The sequence below is a fragment of the Paenibacillus sp. XY044 genome (assembly GCF_002257645.1).
Taxonomy (GTDB): Bacteria; Bacillota; Bacilli; order Paenibacillales; family Paenibacillaceae; genus Paenibacillus_AQ.
The window spans coordinates 1-21,050 of record NZ_NQMO01000009.1 but is presented as its reverse complement, the minus strand read 5'-3'; the positions used below and the strand labels follow the sequence as shown (position 1 = coordinate 21,050).

The window sequence follows — 21,050 nt, the reverse complement described above, 5'->3', positions numbered from 1 at the left end:
AATAAGCTATGGAAGTGTGTGCATCTATCACAACCATCTGGATGAAAGGAGGGAGCCGCAATCGCCTCGTCAATCGGAAGAGATGTCCTGAGAAAGGAATCCTGGCAGAAAGTGACCGGAACGGCCCGTTACACGGGAGATGATTCGAAGCCGGGCCTGCTGCACGCCGCCTTGGCTGTCAGTCCGCATGCCCATGCCCGTATTCTGTCGATCGATACCTCGTCGGCCCGGGGCATTCCGGGCGTTCGTGCCGTCATCACGGGGAAGGATTTCCCGGTGCTGACCGGCTCACCGCTCGAGGATCGGCCGCCGCTGGCTATGGGCAAGGTGAGATATTACGGCGAACCTGTTGCGGTCGTCGTGGCGGATGCGGAATATATCGCCGAGATGGCTGCGCTGCAGGTCCGCGTGGAATACGAGCCGCTGCCGCTTGTTCGGTCCCCGCTGGAAGCCTATCAGCCGGGCGCCCCGCTCATTCATGAACGTCTGGCCGAGTATAAGCATTATGAGGAGGTGTATCCGGAACCCGGCACCAATGTTGCGAGCCGCAACCGGATCCGCAAAGGGAACATGGAGGAAGGATGGAGCCGCAGCATACACACGGTCGAGGTCCGGGTGACCATGCCGCAATCCGACCATGCCGCGATGGAGCCGCGGTGCAGTACCGCAGAGCTGCTGCCGGACGGCAAAGCCGTCATTCATTCCGCCTCACAGTCCCCCTACATCATTCGCAGTCAAATCAACAGATACTTTAACATCCCACTGCAGAATGTCATCGTTCACACCCCGCTTGTTGGCGGAGGGTTTGGCGGGAAAGCGGCCGTTCAGCTGGAATTTCTCGCTTTTCTGGCCGCAAATGCCGTAGGGGGAAAAGCGGTCAAGCTGGTCAATTCCAGGGAGCATGATATGGTTACTTCCCCCGTGCATATCGGACTTGAGTCGAGAGTGAGGCTGGGCTGTACCGCCGATGGAAAAATCGCCGCCGCGGAAATTACGCACTGGTTTGACGGGGGAGCCTACTCGGACCGGGGACCGATCATGAGCAAGGCGGGAGCCAGCGACTGCTCGGGGCCATACCGGATCGACAATCTGCAGTGCGATTCGCTCTGCATGTATACGAACCACCCGTATTCCACTTCGTTTCGCGGGTTCGGACATCCCGAGCTGACGTTTGCCATAGAGCGGACAATGGATGTCATGGCCGCACGCTTGAACATGGATCCCCTGGAGTTCCGCTTTCTGAATGCCATTGTGCCCGGGGACACGACGCCGACGCAAACGCTGCTGGACCGGAGTACGGTAGGCAATCTCCCGATGTGCATCGCCAATCTGAAGGATATGATCCGGTGGGATGAGCAGCCCTTGATTGAAGCGAAAGGCCGCCTTGTCAGAGCCAGGGGCGTAAGCTGTTTTTGGAAAAACTCCAATACCCCCGCCAATGCCGGTGCGGGTGCGGTCATCTTGTTCCATGCGGACGGCAGCGTGAATTTGCTCTGCGGCGCGGTGGAGATCGGGCAGGGCACGCGGACGTCCCTCACCCAAATGGTGGCTGAACGGCTCCGAATGGATGTGCACAAAGTCTCGATCAGTACCGACGTTAATACGGAGACCGAGCCGCAGCTCTGGAAAACCGTCGCGAGCCGCAGCACCTTTCTTGTCGGCAATGCGATCCTGGCGGCGGCGGACGATGCCATCGTCCAGCTGAAGAACACGGCTTCCCGGGTGCTTCAGCTCCCGCCGGCCGAGCTCGAAGTCGGAGGCGGAAGAGTTTACCGCAAGCGAGACCCGGGGGCTGGCATCGATATCGCCAAAATTGCCCTTGGTTATACGCTTCCGGACGGGAAAACGATCGGAAGCCAAGTTATCGGCCGCGGCAGCTACGCGATGCGGGATATTAAGGAGCTGGACCCGAAGACCGGCAAAGGGAAACCGGGTCCGGAGTGGACGGTCGGCGCGCAGATGGTGGAAGTGGAGCTGGATACGAGGGATTTTAGCTACCGGATCCTGCAGGCGGCAACCGTTATTGATGCAGGCAGGGTCATCAACCCGGTTTTAGCGCGCGGCCAAATTACCGGAGGTATGAGCATGGGATTGGGCCTGGCCAGCAGGGAGGCCTTTGAGTTCAATGAAGAGGCCCGGGTGCTCAATTCGCAGTTCCGGACATATAAGATGATGCGTTACGGAGAACAGCCGGCGTATTTCGTCGATTTCGTCGAAACGCCGAACGTGGAAGCTCCCTTCGGGTTGCGGGGCATCGGCGAGCACGGAATCATTGGCATGCCGGCCGCTCTGGCGAATGCCTTGTCGAACGCCGTTGGCCGGAGCCTGAACGAGCTTCCGCTTACCCCGGAACGGATCTGGAGGAGGGTCCATGATACCCTTTGACTTTGAATATTACCGGCCGTCTTCGGTGAAGGAGGCGGTCGACGCCTTCCAGGCGCTGCAAACCCAGGGCAAGCACCCGATGTATTGGTCCGGAGGGACGGAGATCATTACGATGGCCAGGTTGAATCGCGTTCGGCCGGGAGCGGTCGTCGATTTAAAAGCGATCCCCGAATGCAATGTCATGGAATTCCGCGGAAATGACCTGATCATCGGGGGCTGCGTCACGTTGTCCGCCGTAACCGGAGCAAACCTCTTCCCGCTGCTCGGGAGGGCGGCCCAGGGCGTCGCCGACCAGACGTCCCGCAACAAAATTACGCTCGGCGGCAATCTTTGCGGCCGAATCCGCTATAGAGAGGCGGTTCTTCCGCTGCTTGTTGCCGACAGCCGCCTGGTCATCGCAGGGAAAGGCGGAATCAGAGAGGCCGCGATTCACGAAGTCTTTCACGGGCAGATCCGGCTGGAACCCGGTGAATTTCTGCTGCAGACGGTGACGGACCGTGAATTCGTATCTCTTCCGTCCGTCCATGTGAAGAAGCGGCAGATCGGTCATGTCGGTTATCCCTTGGTTACCTTGGTTGCTTTGAAGAAGGGAAGCCGCATCCACGCGGCATTCAGCGGGATCTGCGGATTTCCGTTCCGTTCGGCCGCCATCGAGCAGGTGCTGAACACCCCGGGGCTTTCGGCAGAGGAGCGGGCACGACAGGTAGCCGGACATCTCCCGGCACCGCCGCTGACGAATACGGAAGGCAAGGCCGATTACCGGCTCTTTTTATTCGAGCAAACGGTCAAAGATGCCGTCAATGCCTTGGAAGGAAGGTGAACGTTCTGGGAAACGCAAGCTCGAACTCGAATGCGATATACCCGCTGGAGATGGAGGTCAACGGAGAGCAGAGGTGGCTCTGGGTTCGGGCGGCGGAGACGCTGCTGTACGCCCTTCGCGACCACCTTGGGCTTACCGGATGCAAGCCCGGCTGCGAGAACGGGGACTGCGGCGCCTGCACGGTCTTGCTGAACGGGGTGCCGATGAAGTCCTGCCTGATGCTCGCCGTGGAAGCGGACGAACAGCGCATCATCACCATTGAAGGGCTGAAGAATTCGCCGGTACAGGAAGCGTTTGTCTTGAAGCAAGCGTTCCAATGCGGCTACTGCACGTCCGGATTTATCGTGAACGGTCACGGGCTGCTGAGCGCGCATTCGGACGCAGATCCAGAGACCATTCGGTTATGGCTGGAATCGAACATATGCCGGTGCACGTCATATGAGGAAATTCACAAGGCGATCATGACGGCCCAGGCAGCGAAAAAGGAAGGCGGCCCGGCAAACGAAGGCGTCTAAAAGGGGAAAGGAGGAGTGCGGTTGGAAGACATTCATCGGATTCTGGAAGCTCTTCAGCAGCGCAAACAACGCAGCGTGCTGGCGACCATTACCCGGGTGGAGGGCAGCGCCTACCGCAAAGAGGGCGCTTCTATGCTGCTGTTTGAGGACGGTACGCAGGTCGGCGTGCTGAGCACGGGCTGTCTGGAAGCGGATATCGCTGCCCGTGTCCCGGAATTGCTGGCGGCCGGGGTGCCGCAGACCTATGTCTTTGACTTGGATTCTACCGATCCGCTGTCCTGGGGGGAAGGGCCGGGCTGCGGTGGAGTAATTCAAGTCACGGCTCTCCCCGTCGATGGCTCTCTGCGAAGGCACCTGCTGACGCTGAAGGAATATTTGGACGATCAGATCGAAGTCATGCTTATTCTGAAAATGGACTCGGATCCCTCAGCTTACGGATACAGCTTTGTCGCCGGCTCCAGGCACCGGTTCGGGGAGTGGCCGGGGGTGTTTCCGGAGGCTATGCTGGATTGGGCCGCCGCAGGAAGGCTGCGCCGGAGCGGGATGCAGGTTGTGCCGGGAGCGGCGGAGGAAGTGTTTGCACATACGTATTGCCCCAAACCCCGGCTTACCCTATTTGGTGCCGGGCTGGACGCAAGGCCCCTGGCCGCTTTTGCGGCCGCGGCCGGATTTTCGGTCACCGTCTCCGATTGGAGGGCCGCCTTGTGCGAGCGAAGTTATTTTCCGGATGTGCATATGCTGCTTGACGGCTTCCCGGAGGAAATGGCCGGGCGGATCCGGTGGACGCCAAACGATTACGCCGTCATCATGACGCATCATTTCCGGAGGGACCGGGAGCTCATCCGCATCCTCTCCGGCCATAACCTGGCCTATGTCGGACTCCTGGGTTCGAAGCGGAGAACGCAGCGGCTTCTCGAAGGCGGATCCTTGCCTGAGCATTGGCACGCTCCCGTAGGTTTGCCGATCGGAGCCGATGGTCCGGAAGAAATCGCCTTCAGCATCGTGGCCGAATTAATCCAGGTGTACCGATTTTCCCGAAAGAGGCGGCTATCCTATGAAGCGACATAGCGTCCATGGCATCTATTTGGCGGCGGGGCAGAGCACCCGGATGGGAACGAACAAGCTCAGTCTGAAACTGGGAGGAATGGCGCTGGGCAATCACGCTCTACTAGCCGCCCTGCAAGCCGGGTTGGCACATGTATGGATCGTGACCGTTGACGCTAAAGCCGATTGGATGGACGCGGCCCTTGCTAGCGATCGCTTCCGAACGCAATGGACACTTGTTCGTTGTCCGGATGCGCATTCTGGACAGGCGCATTCGATCCGGTGCGGGGTGAAGGCGGCGATGTCCGCAGGGGCCGAATCGGTCATGATCCTGCTGGCGGACCAGCCTGGAGTCACGGCTGCAATGATCAATGCACTGCTCTGCCGTTATGGGCAGGCATCCGAACGGGAAGAGATTCATTTCGCCGCCGCCGAGTTCGGCGGCCTGGCGAGACCACCGGTCATTTGCCACCGGCGGATGTTTCCGGAGCTGCTCCGGCTGCAGGGGGACCAGGGAGCTCGACAGTTGATCCGTCACGGCAGGCCGGGTATCCGCATTCCTTTCGGATCGCCGGATCTGTTCCTGGATGTGGATACGCCGGAGGACTACGGACTGCTGCGGGACAAGGAGAACGCGGATTCCCCTCCAAAATCCTGAAGCAGCTGCCCGGCATTCATGTACAGTGCTAGCGGATATTGCTCCTGTTCCAAGTGTGCCGGGGCCTGGAGACTCAAGCTGACTGCACCGGGGCTGCCGGCGGGGATGCCGGGACCCGTATGCCATCGCTTGACCACCTGGGCGAGTTCTTGCAGGTGGGCGGCCCACTGCTGCTGGTGTTCCTGGGTAAAATGGCCGGTCCGGGACCACTGCCCCAGCACCCGTATCATATCGGACAGATTGGCGTAGCCCGAGCGCAGCTGATCCATCTGCCGGGTCAAGCGGTTCAGCATATCGCGCTTTTTGGCGGCAAAAGGGTGGTATTTCAAGCTCTGGGCCGCCTTGTCCAGTTCGGTCGTAGCTTGGTGCAGCTCCTGAAAAAGGGCCTGCCACGTCCATTTCAGCGTTTGCGCTTCACTTGGAGGGCAGCCATGTTCCACCCATTGCCCGGCTTTGATAAAATGGCTTGCCAAATGATCCGCGAAGCGGGTCATTTTTTGCTTGGCGGATTGGATGGAATCCGGCGGGAACAGCAGCGCCTGCACCAGCACCGCTAACACGGCGCCGATGATCGTATCGCGGATACGGTCAAGCGAATAGCTAGGAAATTTCTCCTGAAAGAAAAGGACGAGCAAAATGCTCAGTGCCACCTGCGTGACCATTACGTGGTCCAGCTTCATAAGCTGGATGGCAAAAACCGCGACCAACAGGCATAGCCCGATGCTCCACCCGTTCAGGGGGAGCCAGGGGGTTACGCAGAGCGTCAGCAGGACGCCGGCAACCGTTCCCAGGACACGCTGCCAGGCAAACTGCATCGATTGGCTGACGGAAGCCTGGACGGACAAGATCGCGGTCAGCGGGGCAAGGTAGGGATGGGAAGAGCCCGCCCACTCGGCGGCCTCCCATGATAGTGCTGCTGCTAGCGGCATTTTCCAGACGACACCGCTGTTTTTGATCGCATTCCATAGATTGTGGCTCATTCGTTGTGCAACCCCATTTACGTGTTGTTGCTGCTATTGTTCCCACGGAATTTAGGGAGTAAACGCGCCGAGCAGGGGGCTACTTTCTTTTTCGATAACCGCTTGGCGTGGCCGACACGAATTTTTTGAACTGCCGCATAAAGTGTGTTTCGTTCTCGTACCCGCACATTTTGGCGATGCTGGCGACAGACAGGGAGCTGTTATCCAGCAAATATTTCGCGTACTCCAGCCTGCCGTTAATCATGTCGGACGAGACGGAGCAGCCGAACAAATCCTTATACAGGTGCTGAAAATAAGATTTGCTCAAATTGACGCTGGTGGCCAGCTCGTCCAGCGAATAGGAGGTCTGCGGCGAACGGTACAGCTCGCTGCGGATTTCCGACAGCTGGTGCAAATACCGGCCGGCATTTCCCTGTGTTGGGGGCAGATGCCGCCAGTTCGCAAGCTTCATCAAAAGGCTGCGCAGGTCCAGGTCGATAATTTGCGGGCGGTGCGGCCCGCCCAGCCAGTGCACGGTCTGAAGCTCCATGATGCTACGGGACACGGACGTCGGGTAGGCCGCCTCCGCCGGGCGGTCAAGGGGAAGCTGAAGCTGCTGCAAATATGCGGCAAGATCCGTTCCTTCGCAGTGGAACCAGTCGTTGACGAAGGGCTTCTCCAAGTCCCGGTACATGTACGGGGTGCTGGGCTGCATCAGGATGTATACATTCTTGTCTACGTTATAGACAGTGCCGTCAATCACGACTTCCGCCTTGCTTCGAAAGAGGACGAAGGCGTAATTCCCGGCCCCGTTGTTCCTGTCGATCGGATTCCGTCCGAGTGAACGAAGTTGTGGCCGCAGCTGACTAAATGAAACATGAAAGACTCCTCCATAAAAAGCACGATAGGTCAGTTTTTGGCCAGTATAAATCATTGTGGCATATCGCACAAGCTACTATACTGTGTGGGAGAAAACCGGGAAAGAGGAGGCTTCTGCATGAGCAGCGTATTAAACGCGGATACGATTAAGGGCAAAATCAACAAAAACATTTACGGACACTTCTCGGAGCATTTGGGGCGGTGCATTTACGAAGGCATCTGGGTCGGGGAAGATTCGCCGATTCCGAACACAAACGGCATCCGCAATGACGTCGTGGAGGCGCTAAAGCAGATCCGGGTACCGGTGCTGCGCTGGCCGGGCGGCTGCTTTGCGGACGAGTATCACTGGAAGGACGGCATCGGACCGCGGGAGAACCGCAAACGGATGATCAACACCCACTGGGGCGGCGTGGTGGAGAACAACCACTTCGGTACGCATGAATTCATGGAATTATGTGCCCAAATCGGCTGCGAGCCATATATCAACGGAAATGTTGGAAGCGGTACCGTACAGGAAATGTCGGAATGGGTGGAGTACCTGACCTTCGGAGGCGTATCGCCGATGGCTGAGCTGCGGGCGGAGAACGGGCGTGAGCAGCCTTGGTCGGTCACCTATTTTGGCGTAGGTAATGAAAACTGGGGTTGCGGCGGGAACATGCGGCCGGAATACTATGCGGATTTGTACCGCCGGTACCAGACGTACGTCCGCAATTACGGGGACAACCGGATTCACCGTATCGCATGCGGTCCGAACTCGGACGATTACAACTGGATGGACGTGCTGATGCGCGAAGCCGGACGATATATGGATTCCATTACGGTGCATTATTATACCGTTCCGGGAACGTGGGGGAACAAGGGGCCGGCAACCGGATTCAGCCGCGAAGAATGGTTCACCACGCTGGAAAAGGCGCTGTATATGGACGAACTTATCACCAAGCATAGCACGATTATGGACAAATATGACCCTGATCAACGGATCGGCCTGATCGTCGACGAATGGGGAACCTGGTATGATGTGGAACCGGGAACCAACCCGGGATTCCTGTATCAGCAAAACTCGCTGCGCGACGCGCTCGTGGCGGGATTAACGCTGAACATTTTCCATAAGCACTGCAACCGGGTTCGGATGGCCAACATCGCCCAGACGATCAATGTGCTGCAGGCGGTCATTTTGACGGAAGGCGAAAAAACGGCCCTGACCCCGACGTACCATGTGTTCGATATGTATAAAGTGCATCAGGATGCGGAGCTGCTGGATTTGAATCTGGAGAGCGGTACATACAGCGCCTTTGGCCGGGCAATTCCGGAAGTGACGGGAACCGCTTCGCGGGACGCCGAAGGAAAGATCCATATCAGCCTGTGCAATTTGAACGACGAGAGCGCATCGACCGTCACGATCGACCTGCGCGGCATTTCGGCGGCATCGCTGACCGTGACCGGAACGACGCTGACCGCGGAGGAGCTGGATGCGCATAACACGTTTGAGCAGCCCGGCCGGATCGCACCGAAGCCGTTTGACGCATTCAAAACGGACGGCACGCGCCTGGTCATCGAACTGCCTTCCAAATCGGTGACTGTGCTTCAGCTGGTCTAAGTTGGCTTGGAAACTGCTATCGGGATGAGAGGAAAATACCCACGCCTCGCCTTGCGAGGGGCTTGCACCAACGAATCCAACCTTGGGCCGCAGGACAACCGCTGATTGGCGGAAGTTTCTCTTGCGAGATCTGGACGCTTAAGCTAAAAAAGCAATCTCCGTAGGTGCTGTCATGAACAGCCGCGGAGATTGCTTTTTATTGTTTCGTGCTTATTTCAGCTTAAGAATGCCGGTCGTGTCCAGTAATACGAGTAGCACCAAAATCGGCGCAACGTACCGGAGCATGAACAGCCATACCCGGAACCATCCGGATTTGAGGCCGGCCGCTTCGGCAGCTCCCTTCCAGAAGTATCCGGCGAAGATGGTGGTGATCAGCCCGCCGACCGGCAGCAAAATGTTGGATGTGATGAAATCGAGCCAGTCAAAGAAATTTTTGCTGCCCATTGCCGACAAACCCGGTACGATGCCGAAGGACAGCGCGGATGGAAGGCCAATCAGCAGGACGAACACGCTGATGACGACCACTGATTTCGTGCGGCCCCATTTCCAGCGGTCCATCAGGTATGTTACCGGCACTTCCAGCAGCGACACCGCCGACGTCAAAGCGGCGATTGCCAGCAGCACAAAGAACAGCCCGCCGAAGAACGCGCCGAAAGGCATAGCCGAGAATGCTGCCGGCAGGGCGATGAACACCAGGCTTGGCCCGGAGTCGGGCTCAATGCCGAAGGAAGCGGTCGTCGGGAAAATAATCAGTCCGGCCACGAACGCATAGATCAGGTCACCGGCCCCGATGGCAATCGTGGCGGTTCCGAGTGGCTGGCGCTTGTCCACATAGGCGCCATACGTCAGCAGGATGCCCATCCCGAGTGAGAGGGAGAAGAAGGCATGTCCCAAAGCGACAAGCGCCGACTCCGGCGTCAGCTTGGAGAAGTCGGGTTTCAAGAAAAACGCAACCCCTTCGCCCGCACCGGGCAGCGATACTGCACGGATCATCATGACGATAAGCAGAATGATCATTCCCGGGATGAGCACTTTGTTGAACTTTTCGATGCCGCCGGAAATCCCTTTGACCACGACAATGCCGGTAATCAGAATCGCGATGGCCTGCCAGACGATCGGCATATAGCCGCCGATAAACGTATTGAATTGCCCTTTAAAATCCGGATTGCTGAATAGATGCCCGCTGAAAGACTGCACGGCGTAATGCAGCGTCCAGCCCGCGACGATGACGTAGAAGGTCAGGATCAGAAAAGGCGCGATGACCTGCAGCAGGCCGAGACGACCGAACATTTTGCTGCCGCCCGCCTTGACGAACGAAGTTGCCGCACTGCCTCTACCAGCACGGCCGATGGCGAGTTCAGCCAGCAAAACAGGTAAACCAATGACGATCAAGCAAACGATAAAGAGCAGAAAGAAGGCTGCGCCGCCGTTTTGTCCGGTGATGTACGGAAATTTCCACATGTTCCCGAGACCTACGGAGCTCCCGATGGCGGCAAGTATAAAGCCTGCAGATGAAAACTGATCTTTTTTTCCTGATGCCGCTGGGTTTTTAGGTGGTGTAGTCATAGAAGTTCCCCCAGTTTATTTTTGAAAGTTCATTCTATTACAATTTATTGTCCCCGTAAAGGCATAGGAAATTTAATTTCATCCAATTAAAACAGCACGATTCCCGCTACGCCCGAGCATACGATGACGGTTACCGGATGCAGTTTGTATTTGGTGATCGCGACAAAAGCCAGCACTCCGATCAGCAGCGTGGCAAAGGTCGTCCAGTGATAGATGGCTTCCGAAGGATTGGGAAAACCAAAATGGATGGCCGCATACACGATCAGCCCTGTAATAATCGGCCGGAGGCCGTAAAAGGAGGATTTGACCCAGGGGTTTGCATTCATTCTATAAAAAAAAGCCGCAATCAGGATGACAATGAGCAGGGAAGGCAGGACGATGCCGGCGGTAGCGGTAACGGCTCCGGCCAAGCCGGCGGTCTGATAACCGATCAACGTCGCGCTGTTGGTGGCGATCGGGCCGGGCGACATGCCTGCGATCGATACGGTCCGTTGAAATTCCACGGTGCTCAGCCACCCATGCTGCTGAACCTCGTACTGAATCATCGGAATGACCGCATAACCTCCACCGAAGGAGAGAAACCCGATTTTTAAAAATGAGAGAAATAACTGCCAGAACAGCATGGGACGCCTCCTAGATGTAATATTCGATAACCGGTTCGTTCTCCTCTCGCACCCTTTCGGTATGAACGGGAAGACCCAGCCGTTTCTTCAACCGAATAACAGTAATGCCGAGCACCAACCCGACCGCAATGAGAACCATGGGGTTGAGTCCGGTCAGCAGAAGCAGGGCCAGGGAGCATGCGGCGGTGATGACGGTCGTCCGGTCAAACAGCGCATTTTTGCCCATTTTGAACGCGGCTACCGCGATCAGTCCGATCACCGCGCCGTGGATGCCTTTGAATGCAGCCTGGACTTTGGGCTCTTCGCGGAACATCGAGTAGAATACGCTCAGCAGAAAAACGATGATGAACGTAGGGAGCGTAATGCCCAGCGTAGCCGCCAGGGCGCCGGGAATTTTGCCCATCCGGTATCCCAGGAAAGCCGATGCGTTCACTCCGACGCCTCCGGGAGCCGAACCCGCGAGGGACATTAAATCGCTCATTTCCTGGCGGTCCATCCATTTGCGTTTATCAACGAACTCCTTCTCGATCATGGGCATCATGGCGTATCCGCCGCCAAACGTCGCCGGACCGATCTTGAAAAAAATCCAAAATAATTGAAGCAGCAGGTACGTTTTCGATGTCTTGTCGGTTTGCACACACGTCACCTCGAGTTAAATTCTGTCTGTATTATAACATCTTTTATCCAAAATGAAATTAACTTATTTGAAAATAGGCCTGGAGATTTCGGCAGGGAAGTGTTGTTTGGTAGTAACCGAGAAAGCGGAGTATCCGGTGTAAAATGTTTTATAGGCTTTTTAATGTATAGAAGAATACTGGGTTTTCGCTGATTCATACGAAGTTCGGGGAATGGTTATGTGCATGGTGGATTTAAGAATCCAGAGATAGATGATAGCAGCCAAAAAAAGGATTTAAACCAAGCAAACCGCTCGACTTTATTCCATAATAGAATTAACTTCGGGGACGATTGCGATTGTTTGCGCCAATGAGGCTTTAATCTACAATTGAAACGCTAAATAAGTGCACTATGGACTTGCGGCTGCCGATGGAGACTTTTGTGTCAGGTGCCCCAAATAACCAGTTTGGCTTATACGCGAAAAAACCTTAAAGGGCACAGCCGCTCAAGGTTTCTTGGGAACATGTTTGTTTTTTACATAAAACACTTCGGGAGAGGTCAGCATAAGCTCGACGATTTGCTTGGCCATATATTCCGGGGACTCCGGAAAATCTTCCTCGATCCAGCGGATGACAAGCCCGGCAATACCGTGGGCCCGAAAAATATACAGCCATTTGGGATCCAGCTCCGTTGGGCTGCTGAATTCGTAATCGTATTCGGCGATGAACAGCTGCTCGATCGCTTTGGCCATCCGGAACCTGAAATCGGCGCGGATATGGCCGCTTAGCAGCAGTTTGTACAAATGCGCCTGTTCCTGAAAATAGGAAAACAGCGTGATTTCCTCCGTATTTAAGTCTTTCATATTTACCTTGTGGATCGACTGGTACGGATGACGGATTTGCCGGATCATTTCCTCCAGCGTGTCGTCGATAATTTCATCCAGCAGCTCTTCCTTGGTATGAAAATGGGCATAAAACGTTCCGCGGTTGTAATTCGCCTTCCGGACCATTTCCGAAATGGTGATTTCCTCAAAAGGCTTTTCGGCCAGCAGTTCCAGACAGGTCTGCTTTAATGCCGCCTTTGATCGTTGTATTCGTTTATCCAAAAAGTCGCTCATGTACGCAAACACCTCCCCTAAAGTATGAAAGAAATCGAGGCATTCTGCAAATTTTACTGTACAAAATGCAGCGAATTGTATGTTAACACACAGTCGGGAAAGCGCTGTCGATTGATCGATTTCCGGTTTGGGTTATAGTGAAATATGCAGGGTATATTAAACATCTTGATATGGAGGTAATGAACATGACATTTCCGGCATTGGAAGGAAAAGTGGCCATTGTGACCGGTGGGGCGATGGGTATGGGGGAAGCGACAGCGCGTCTGTTTGCCGAAGCCAAAGCCAAAGTCGTGATCGCCGATTTTAACGAAGAAAAAGGAAAGGCCGTTGTGGATTCCATCAACGCTGCCGGTGGAGAGGCCGCTTTTGTCAAGGTGGACATTTCGAAATCGGAAGACGTGCAGGCGATGGTTCAATTTACAGTGGATACGTTCGGTAAACTGGACGCGGCCGTCAACAATGCGGCGCTGACGCCGGACGACAAGCCTGCGGCCGAATTCGACGAGTCCTATTGGAACCGGCTGATCTCGGTAGACTTGACGGGCACAGCCTTGTGCTTGAAGTACGAGCTTCAGCAGATGCTCAAACAAGGGAACGGCGGCTCGATCATCAACATTTCTTCCGTCAGCGGCTTCCGTCCGCAGCCGAACAATATCGCTTACGTGGCTGCCAAGCATGGCGTGGTTGGCATGACCAAGGTCGCGGCGATGGAGAACGGACCGCATAATATCCGTGTAAACTCCGTGGCACCGGGCGCAATCGATACGCCGATGCTGCGCGGAGCTCTGGAGCAATTCGGATTCACGGAAGAAGAGTATGCTCCGCAGCTCAGCCTGCTGAACCGCTTTGGACAACCTCGCGAGATTGCCCAGGCAAGCCTATGGCTGGCATCCGATGCTTCTTCCTATGTGACTGGCACGACGATTCACGTCGACGCTGGATATACTTCTCGCTAATCCAGAATATCACTAGGCGATAATCGCAAGTAACATGAAAAGCGGGGAGAATTCTCCGGTTTTTTTGGTTTGAGGCAGCCGTTACTCCGTATAGAAGGGGAGAGCGGCTGTTTTTTTGTGACCGGCCACGGCTGGAAAATCCCTGGATATTCGGACAAAACACCCGTTTTTTGGGAAAAGTGTACGCCGGGACACCCAGATGTACCTGTTCAGAAAATGCGGAAATCCCTATGATCAGCTGTATAGAAAGCGCTGTCATTCAGCGGGGGGTGACCGTCCGTCTATGGCGTAAGCATCCTGGAGGCCAGCATCCGTCAAGCGGTCCGAATACGGTCATCCGTAAACGCGAAGGCGCTTCTAAAAATTTTAAGTACGGAAGGAGATGATGGGGTAATGATGAAGAGGTTGGGAAGGAAGATGGGGCTCGTCCTGCTGGTGTTGCTGATCCTGGTGCAGACCGGATGGGCTGGACAGAAGCTGAACGTGGCCGAAGCGGCCAACAAGGAGATGGTCCAGAAGCCGTACATGGGCTGGAGCAGCTACAGCTTGCAGGTGTATGACAACACAGGCAACTGGACGTCGGCCGAGAGTATTAAAAAGCAGTCCGATGCGATGCGTGACAAGCTGCAGTCCCACGGATACGACTACATCAATATTGATGCGGGCTGGAACGGAGGCATGGATGAATACGGCAGACCGATTCCGAGTGCGACGCTGTATCCGAACGGGTTTCAGGAAGTCATCGATTACGTGCACCATAACGGGCAAAAAATCGGCATTTATCTGATTCCGGGCCTGTCGATCGAGGCTTACGAGAAGGATCTCAAAATCTACGGAACAGACGGCGCCTGCCGGGTTCGCGACATTGCGGCACAACCGCTCAAGGTCGTCGATGCGTGGAACTCGTACACATACAAAATCGACTTCAGCAACCCGTGTGCGCAAAAGTATGTCGACTCCATTGCCGACATGCTCGGAGATTGGGGGATCGATTTCGTCAAATTTGACAGTGTCACGCCGGGATCGGGCAACAACAACCTGAACCTGGACTCCCGCGGTGACGTGAAAGCCTGGTCTGAAGCGCTTGCGCGCCATGACATTTGGTTCGAGATCTCGTGGGCGCTGGATCACAACTATGTGGATTTTTGGAAAAAGTATGCCAACGGCTGGCGCATTCAATGGGACGTGGAAGCCTATGACAGCAATATTGGGCTAACGCAATGGTCGAGTATCTCCCGCCTGTTTCCGGATGCGGCCGTATGGTGGAGGGATGCCGGACCGGACAGCGGCTGGAACGACTTTGATTCCCTGAACGTCGGCAACGGCTCGATGGACGGCCTCACCAAGGATGAGCGCCAGACAGCCATGACCTTCTGGGCGATATCGGCGGCGCCGCTCTATATCGGCAACGATATGACCCGGCTTGATGACTACGGCCTCAAGCTGTTGACCAACGACGAGGTCATTGCCGTCAATCAGGCGGGACGCCCGGCCCACCCGGTGTCGATGGACACCCAGCAGCAGGTATGGTACGCCAACAACGGTGACGGGACCTATAGCGTCGCTTTGTTTAATCTGGGCAGCCGCAGCACCGAAGTCAAGGTCAACTGGAAAAATATCGGTCTCACCGGTTCGGCTGGCGTAAGGGATCTGTGGAGCCATACGGAGCTAGGGACCTTTAATGACGGATATGCAGCGGTATTGGAGCCGCATGCTTCCAGAATGTTTAAGGTGACGGCTGTCCAAGGAACGTCGGCGGTCAATGACGACGATACCGGCATCCGGTATACCGGCGACTGGCAGCGCAACGGAGGCTACGAGCAGACGCCTGCCGTGCAAAATTTGGCTGTGACGATTCAGGACTCCGCATCCGTACAGGGGGCAGAGCCGCAGCAAAAAACGGGTGACGTTCAGGCGGAAGAAGCAGGCGGCGTTCAGCCGGAGGAGCAAGGTGATGTTCAACCGGATGGCGCCGGGCAGTCCGCGGCGGAGCAGCCTGGTGCCGCTGCAGACAGCCAGACGCCGGACTCTGGTGACGCCCATTCCAGCCCGACGGAGAAGAGCGCAGCAGATGTTACTTCGTCCGAAGCAACGACGGTCACCCATTCGGTGTACATCAACGATAATGATCCAGGAATTACATACAACGGCAGCTGGTCGCCACAGGGGGACCGGCCGGCAGGGGACTACAAGGGAGATGTTCATTTTACCGAAACGGACGGAGACTCCTTCGAGTATACCTTTAACGGCACCGGTATTGACCTGATTACGGAGAAGGATCCGGAACAAGGGGATATGGACGTCTACTTGGATGGAGCAGACGTTCCGGAAACGGTCAGCACGTATACGGAAGGCGACAAGCAGGCGCAGCAGGTGGTGTACACCAGATCGGGGCTGGCGGAAGGTCCGCATACGATCAAAGCGGTCAAAAAGTCGGGCCAATATATGCTGCTGGACGCGCTGAAGGTGGCGACCAGCCATCTGATCGACCCGGTATCCGCCAGCTATGACAGGGAGAGCGCCACTCCGTCGGGCCTAACTGCGACTCTTACGACGGGAAGCGGTTCGCTCACGGACATTCAAAACGGCGGCGACCCGCTGAAGAAAGGCAGCGATTATACAGTAAGCGGCAGCGCGGTAACCATTAATACAGCTTATCTTGCGAAACTGCCGGAGGGTCCGGCAGCGCTGACCTTCACGTTTGAAGGCGGCGACAGCGAGGTGCTGAGCGTGGAAATCAGCGGTAAAGCGATGCAGAACAGCTCGATCGACCCGAAGGAGGCAAGCTTCGACAAAACCGCCGGCCAGCAGCAGGATCTGACCGTGAAGCTGGAGCTGAACGGCAACGCCTTGACCGCCGTTGAATACGACGGCCAGCCTTTGACGGAGAGCGAGTATGTCGTTGACCAGGACACGGTGACGATTAAGAAGGAATTTTTGGCGGGTCTGCCGGGTAGCGATGTCGCGTTGAAATTTATATTCAGCTCGGGCGAACCCCAGACACTGACTGTTCATATCACCGAAGTGGAGACGGTGCGCTATACGACTCTGAACGATGACGATCCGAGTATCGTCTATCATGGGAGCTGGAACCGCAGCAGCGGAAGGGATTTCGGCGACTACAAGGACGATGTGCACTACACGGAAACGAACGGCGATTCTTTTGAGCATACGTTCCGGGGAACGGGCATTCAGTTCTTTACCGAGATCGACCCGTCGCAGGGGGATATGGATATTTACCTGGACGGCGAGTTTAAGAAAACGGTCAGCTCATACAGTGAGCATCGCCAGCCGCAGCAGAAGCTGTACAACGTGAGTGGGCTGAAGGAAGGGTTCCATACGCTGAAAGTCGTGAAGAAATCCGGCCGCTTCATGCTTGTGGATATGCTCAAGGTCGAAATCCCCGATTTGATCAGCCCGGTATCCGTCGTTTTCGACAAGTCCGCGGCAAACCAGGGGGATGTGGCGGTCACCTTGCTGCAGCACCCGCAGTTGTTCAGCGGCATTACAAGCGGGAAGGACCGGCTCATTGAAGGAACCGATTATAGGCTGGATGGCGACCGGGTAATTTTGAGCAAGGCCTATCTGGCCGCCCAGCCGGCCGGGACGCTGCAGCTGGCGTTCGCTTTCGGCGGCGATTATCACAACGACGTCCATTATACGGCAGAGAACGGCGGCGAGTTTGCCTATACGTTTAAAGGGACGGGCGTGGAGCTGGTGGGTCCAGTTGGACCGGCGCTGGGAGACATCGACGTTTACGTGGACGGGGTGCTGAAAAAGACCGTCAGTGCCCACAGCGATCAGCGCCTGGTATCGCAGCCGTTATACAGCATTTCCGGTTTGCCTGACGGAACGCACACGGTTAAGGCGGTGAAGAAGTCGGGAGACCTGATGCTCGTGGACCAACTGAAATTCACCGTTCCTGCAGCGGGCACTGGCCCGGTAGATCCCGGCACGCCGAACCCGCCGACGGGACCTTCAGGCCCATCCTCCCCAGGCACAGGCTCAAGTTCCGGGGGATCGCCGTCAGGAGCGGCAACCCCTCCATCCACGCCTGAACCCGGGGGTCAGGGCGATTCCCCGAATGAGCTGCATACCGCATATATTCAGGGATATCCGGACGGCACATTCCGGCCGGATCGGCCAGTTACTCGCGCCGAGATGGCGGCCATTCTCTCGAAAGCAGCTCCGCAGGCAGCGGGTGATACGACTGGTGCGGCGCCCGGCGCGGCGTTCCGCGACGTGAAGGACGGCTTCTGGGCCGGGCAGGCGATCGCGGCCGTGACGGCGGCGGGCCTGATGAAGGGCTATGAAGACGGCACGTTCAAGCCGGAGCAGGCCATCACGCGCGCCGAAATGGCCACGCTGGTCAGCCGGCTGAAGTCCGATGCTTCCGCAGCGGGCAGCGGCTTCCGCGATACCGCGGGCCACTGGGCAGAAAGCGCCATTGCGAAGACGCAAGGAGCCGGCATTCTGAACGGCTACCCGGACGGCACCTTCCGTCCGTCCAAGGCGCTGACGCGCGCGGAAGCGGTAACCGCTCTGAACCGCGCGCTCGGCCGAGGGCCGCTCTATGGAACGGCCGCGCTGCCTTGGAGCGATGTGCCTGTTACTTATTGGGCTTATACAGATATCGCCGAAGCCGCGCTGGATCATCCGGTGACGGCAAGGAAAGCGGGCGGGGAAGAGTGGACTGCGGAGCCGGTTAAGCAGCCGTAAAGATACATCATGCGAGGTATTCGAGCGAATCCCTGATCTTTAAGAAAAAAGCCCGTAGAATGCAGCAGGCCGCCGGAGCACCGGCGGCCCCTGCATGTTTTTTGGACACGGATAAAAAATACTGGACTACTCGTTCCAGTTCGTATATACTTGTGCTCAAAGGGAGGTGGCGCCGATGGGCCGTACCAAAGAATTTGACCGGGATCAGGTGCTCCGCAAAGCTATGATGGTGTTCTGGGAGAAAGGTTACGAAGCGACGAGCATACCGGATTTGCTGGAAGCGATGGGCCTTAGCCGTTCCAGTTTGTACGAAACGTTCCAGGATAAGCGGTCCCTGTACTACGAGGCGATCCAGCACTACAAAAAGTTGTCGCAAAGAAAGCGGGATCTGTTAATCGCCGCTCCTACCGCCATTGAGGGCATCCGGCAGTATTTCGACATTCATATCACGAGTGCTTTTGCCGCGCAGGACGAATTCCTTCCCAATGGGTGCTTGATTACGAACGCAGCCCTGAGTATCGACGCCATGGACGAACCGCTGCAGAACATGGTCAAGAAGAGCTTTGAGGAACTGGAACAGCTGTTTTACGAAAAATTAAAGAGAGGACAGGAGACCGGAGAAATTTCTCCCGACAAAGACATTCGTCTCTTATCGTTCATGCTGCTCAATCTCAACCACAGCGTTAATGTGATGGCGAAAATTCAGCAGGACAGCGCCAAGGCGCGGGAGATGATGGAGATGGTGCTGGGCATGCTATAACGGAGCCTCCGCTTCCTGATCTCGCAAGAAAAACCTCCGCTAAATGCGGTCTGTCTTCTGCGAAAGATACGTCGGTAGGGATACGTCGGTAGGCATTTTTTTTAGCCATACTGGAACGATTGTTCCGAAAAGAGTTTTCTCTGAAAAAGGCTATTTTATGTTAAAGAACAATAGGCGGACTGTTCCCAAACTGGAACGATTGTTCCGATAAAGGGATGCCTGATAAACAAAGGAGAAATGTTATGAATACCATCGCAAAAGGAAAACCTCACGCCGCTGCCGTTTCAACCTGGATCAACCTGATCCTCGCCGTCGCTTGCGGCATCATCGCTGCCAACCTGTATTATGCCCAGCCTCTCGTAGGATCGATCAGCTCAGCACTGGGATTATCCTCCGGAGCGGCGGGACTGATCGTCACCCTGACTCAAATCGGTTACGGAATCGGCCTGTTATTGATCGTGCCCTTGGGGGATTTGCTCGAAAATCGCAAGCTGGTGGTCACGCTGCTGTTCCTTAACGTGATCGTTCTCGTCGTCGCCGCTGAAGTCCGTAGCGCGGCCTTGTTCCTTGCGGCATCGCTGTTTATCGGCGTAGGTTCCGTTGCCGCCCAGATCCTGGTTCCTTATGCAGCCCATCTGTCTCCTGAGGAAACGCGGGGCCGCAACGTGGGGAATGTCATGAGCGGCCTGCTCCTCGGGATCATGCTCGCCCGTCCGGCTGCCAGCTTAGTGGAAGACTTCCTGGGATGGCACGCCATCTTTATTCTGTCCGCCGTTCTGATTCTGGTGCTTGCGCTGGTGCTGGCAAAGGCGCTTCCGGCAAGACGTCCGCAGACATCCATCAGCTACCCAGCGATCCTGTCGTCGATGCTGAAGCTGCTGAAGACGACGCCGATTTTGCGGCGCAGAGCTCTTTATCATGCTTTCCTGTTTGCTTCCTTCAGCCTGTTTTGGACGACGGTCCCCATGCTGCTGGTCAGCCCGGCATTTCATTTTTCGCAAACAGAAGTTGCCCTGTTCGCTCTGGTAGGGGTAGCCGGAGCGGCGGCTGCGCCGGTTGCCGGCCGCCTTGCCGATAAGGGATGGATCCGTCCCGGTACAGGGATCGCCCTTGGGCTCGCGGTCATTTCCATGCTCCTGCCCCTTGTGATCCATGGCGGTTCCCTGCTTTCGATCATCAGCCTGGTCGTGGCCGCCATTGTGCTGGACATGGCGGTGTCCGCCAATCTGGTGCTCGGGCAGCGCTCCATTTTCGCTCTGGGCGCAGAGCTTCGCAGCCGGCTGAACGGCTTGTTCATGGCTATCTTTTTCGCCGGCGGGGCCATCGGTTCCGCAGTAGGGGGATGGGCGTATGCACAAGGTGGATGGGAAGCGGCGATATGGCTCGGCGTTCTGTTTCCGGTGCTGGCCGTACTCTATTTCTTTACGGAGAAAAGGGAAGCGAGATAACAAGTTATGTCATCAAGAAGATCGCTGTGAATTCCCCAAAAAAGCAACCGCACACGCGAATTTTGCGTGCGGTTGCTTTTTTTATAATATCAGAAAGTATAAACTCCAGAGCCATCACTTCCTGATATTGCAAGAAAAATTACCTTTAAACGCGGTCTGTCTTCTTTGAAGGTACGTCGATAGACGTTTTTCTTATAATATCAGAAAGTATGAACTCCAGAGGCATTGCTTCCTGATATTGCAAGAAAAATTACCTTTAACGGTCTGTCATCTTTGAAGGTACGTCGATAGACGTTTTTCTTATAATATCAGAAAGTATAAACTCCAGAGGCATTGCTTCCTGATATTGCAAGAAAAATTACCTTTAAACGCGGTCTGTCTTCTTTGAA

The 21,050-nt window shown here is 55.9% G+C and carries 16 protein-coding genes; 10 read left to right on the top strand and 6 right to left on the bottom strand.

The window, feature by feature from the left end:
• Nucleotides 1–111: 111 nt before the first annotated feature.
• The 5 genes from CJP46_RS28255 to CJP46_RS28235 are packed head-to-tail and all read left to right on the top strand — an operon-like array spanning nucleotide 112 to nucleotide 5,422.
• Nucleotides 112–2,385: a xanthine dehydrogenase family protein molybdopterin-binding subunit gene (locus tag CJP46_RS28255; protein WP_256992565.1), complete on the top strand. Its 2,274-nt coding sequence runs from the start codon at nucleotides 112–114 to the stop codon at nucleotides 2,383–2,385.
• A complete protein-coding gene (locus CJP46_RS28250; protein ID WP_094598982.1) occupies nucleotides 2,372–3,205 on the top strand; it encodes an FAD binding domain-containing protein in 834 nt (277 codons plus the stop codon). Before CJP46_RS28255 ends, CJP46_RS28250 begins: the two co-directional genes overlap by 14 nt.
• 50 nt (nucleotides 3,206–3,255) lie before the next feature.
• Complete coding sequence (locus CJP46_RS28245; protein ID WP_094599200.1) at nucleotides 3,256–3,720, top strand: (2Fe-2S)-binding protein; 465 nt, start codon at nucleotides 3,256–3,258, stop codon at nucleotides 3,718–3,720.
• 21 nt (nucleotides 3,721–3,741) lie between these two features.
• Nucleotides 3,742–4,788 (top strand): XdhC family protein, encoded by a 1,047-nt coding sequence (locus tag CJP46_RS28240; protein ID WP_094598981.1) that lies wholly within the window; start codon nucleotides 3,742–3,744, stop codon nucleotides 4,786–4,788.
• Complete coding sequence (locus CJP46_RS28235) at nucleotides 4,775–5,422, top strand: nucleotidyltransferase family protein (RefSeq protein WP_094598980.1); 648 nt, start codon at nucleotides 4,775–4,777, stop codon at nucleotides 5,420–5,422. The genes CJP46_RS28240 and CJP46_RS28235 overlap by 14 nt, the downstream gene beginning before the upstream one ends.
• Here the strand turns inward: CJP46_RS28235 and CJP46_RS28230 are convergent.
• Both CJP46_RS28230 and CJP46_RS28225 read right to left on the bottom strand, forming a co-directional pair.
• Entirely contained in the window at nucleotides 5,371–6,402 is a 1,032-nt protein-coding gene (locus CJP46_RS28230) for an FUSC family protein (RefSeq protein WP_094598979.1), read from the bottom strand. The two genes, CJP46_RS28235 and CJP46_RS28230, sit on opposite strands and share 52 nt — an antisense overlap.
• 79 nt (nucleotides 6,403–6,481) lie before the next feature.
• Nucleotides 6,482–7,144, bottom strand: a complete 663-nt coding sequence (locus CJP46_RS28225; RefSeq protein ID WP_256992564.1) for a helix-turn-helix domain-containing protein — start codon at nucleotides 7,142–7,144, stop codon at nucleotides 6,482–6,484.
• Between the two features lie 234 nt (nucleotides 7,145–7,378).
• Here CJP46_RS28225 and CJP46_RS28220 point away from each other — a divergent pair, with 234 nt between their 5' ends.
• Nucleotides 7,379–8,857: an alpha-N-arabinofuranosidase gene (locus CJP46_RS28220; RefSeq protein WP_094598978.1), complete on the top strand. Its 1,479-nt coding sequence runs from the start codon at nucleotides 7,379–7,381 to the stop codon at nucleotides 8,855–8,857.
• A gap of 210 nt (nucleotides 8,858–9,067) precedes the next feature.
• Here the strand turns inward: CJP46_RS28220 and CJP46_RS28215 are convergent, their stop codons facing one another.
• From CJP46_RS28215 to CJP46_RS28200, 4 genes are all read right to left on the bottom strand, one after another.
• Nucleotides 9,068–10,423 carry a sodium-dependent transporter gene (locus tag CJP46_RS28215; RefSeq protein WP_094598977.1) on the bottom strand — a complete coding sequence of 452 codons (1,356 nt, stop codon included), beginning with the start codon at nucleotides 10,421–10,423 and terminating at the stop codon, nucleotides 9,068–9,070.
• An 86-nt stretch (nucleotides 10,424–10,509) separates the two neighbouring features.
• Complete coding sequence (locus tag CJP46_RS28210; RefSeq protein WP_094598976.1) at nucleotides 10,510–11,046, bottom strand: chromate transporter; 537 nt, start codon at nucleotides 11,044–11,046, stop codon at nucleotides 10,510–10,512.
• Nucleotides 11,047–11,056: 10 nt separating this feature from the next.
• A complete protein-coding gene (locus CJP46_RS28205; protein WP_094598975.1) occupies nucleotides 11,057–11,683 on the bottom strand; it encodes a chromate transporter in 627 nt (208 codons plus the stop codon).
• A 483-nt stretch (nucleotides 11,684–12,166) separates the two neighbouring features.
• Nucleotides 12,167–12,778, bottom strand: coding sequence for a TetR/AcrR family transcriptional regulator (locus tag CJP46_RS28200; protein WP_094598974.1), 612 nt, complete (start codon nucleotides 12,776–12,778; stop codon nucleotides 12,167–12,169).
• Between the two features lie 185 nt (nucleotides 12,779–12,963).
• Between CJP46_RS28200 and CJP46_RS28195 the strand changes: the two genes are divergently transcribed.
• The 4 genes from CJP46_RS28195 (at nucleotide 12,964) to CJP46_RS28180 (ending at nucleotide 20,661) form a co-directional block, all read left to right on the top strand.
• Nucleotides 12,964–13,734 (top strand): SDR family NAD(P)-dependent oxidoreductase, encoded by a 771-nt coding sequence (locus tag CJP46_RS28195; RefSeq protein WP_094598973.1) that lies wholly within the window; start codon nucleotides 12,964–12,966, stop codon nucleotides 13,732–13,734.
• 393 nt (nucleotides 13,735–14,127) lie between these two features.
• Entirely contained in the window at nucleotides 14,128–18,453 is a 4,326-nt protein-coding gene (locus tag CJP46_RS28190; protein ID WP_094598972.1) for a X2-like carbohydrate binding domain-containing protein, read from the top strand.
• Between the two features lie 175 nt (nucleotides 18,454–18,628).
• Nucleotides 18,629–19,213, top strand: a complete 585-nt coding sequence (locus CJP46_RS28185) for a TetR/AcrR family transcriptional regulator (RefSeq protein ID WP_094598971.1) — start codon at nucleotides 18,629–18,631, stop codon at nucleotides 19,211–19,213.
• 242 nt (nucleotides 19,214–19,455) lie between these two features.
• Nucleotides 19,456–20,661, top strand: a complete 1,206-nt coding sequence (locus tag CJP46_RS28180; RefSeq protein ID WP_094598970.1) for an MFS transporter — start codon at nucleotides 19,456–19,458, stop codon at nucleotides 20,659–20,661.
• Nucleotides 20,662–21,050 lie beyond the last annotated feature (389 nt).

Coding starts and splice junctions, on each gene's coding strand:
- CJP46_RS28230 (WP_094598979.1), bottom strand. CDS start 6,402: ATGAGCCACAATCTATGGAATGCGATCAAAAACAGCGGTGTCGTCTGG.
- CJP46_RS28190 (WP_094598972.1), top strand. CDS start 14,128: ATGATGAAGAGGTTGGGAAGGAAGATGGGGCTCGTCCTGCTGGTGTTG.
- CJP46_RS28245 (WP_094599200.1), top strand. CDS start 3,256: ATGGAGGTCAACGGAGAGCAGAGGTGGCTCTGGGTTCGGGCGGCGGAG.
- CJP46_RS28185 (WP_094598971.1), top strand. CDS start 18,629: ATGGGCCGTACCAAAGAATTTGACCGGGATCAGGTGCTCCGCAAAGCT.
- CJP46_RS28180 (WP_094598970.1), top strand. CDS start 19,456: ATGAATACCATCGCAAAAGGAAAACCTCACGCCGCTGCCGTTTCAACC.
- CJP46_RS28215 (WP_094598977.1), bottom strand. CDS start 10,423: ATGACTACACCACCTAAAAACCCAGCGGCATCAGGAAAAAAAGATCAG.
- CJP46_RS28200 (WP_094598974.1), bottom strand. CDS start 12,778: ATGAGCGACTTTTTGGATAAACGAATACAACGATCAAAGGCGGCATTA.
- CJP46_RS28210 (WP_094598976.1), bottom strand. CDS start 11,046: ATGCTGTTCTGGCAGTTATTTCTCTCATTTTTAAAAATCGGGTTTCTC.
- CJP46_RS28235 (WP_094598980.1), top strand. CDS start 4,775: ATGAAGCGACATAGCGTCCATGGCATCTATTTGGCGGCGGGGCAGAGC.
- CJP46_RS28250 (WP_094598982.1), top strand. CDS start 2,372: ATGATACCCTTTGACTTTGAATATTACCGGCCGTCTTCGGTGAAGGAG.
- CJP46_RS28220 (WP_094598978.1), top strand. CDS start 7,379: ATGAGCAGCGTATTAAACGCGGATACGATTAAGGGCAAAATCAACAAA.
- CJP46_RS28195 (WP_094598973.1), top strand. CDS start 12,964: ATGACATTTCCGGCATTGGAAGGAAAAGTGGCCATTGTGACCGGTGGG.